The sequence below is a fragment of the Enterobacter cloacae complex sp. 6730903 genome (assembly GCF_048283985.1).
Taxonomy (GTDB): Bacteria; Pseudomonadota; Gammaproteobacteria; order Enterobacterales; family Enterobacteriaceae; genus Enterobacter; species Enterobacter hormaechei_C.
In genome coordinates this window covers 9,657-9,925 of the sequence record NZ_JBLVXX010000075.1, presented here as the reverse complement: position 1 = coordinate 9,925, position 269 = coordinate 9,657, and positions in this window count along the sequence as shown.

The window sequence follows — 269 nt, the reverse complement described above, 5'->3', positions numbered from 1 at the left end:
AGCGTCAGATGTGTATAAGAGACAGGTGTATAACTGTGGTTATAAGGTTAATTTCATTGCTAAATTCGGAGATAAATCACACATTTTTAGTTAATGATCATGATTACAAAGAATTTTTCACTCAATTAGCACTTGTCAACTTCGGTTAGTGGGGGAACCCCTGCGTAATAATAGTTGTTTTTATGGTCAATCAGTATTCAAAGAGAAAATATGTACATAGCAACAAAAACAATTGAATATGAACAATAGTCTATTTTATATAATGAGGA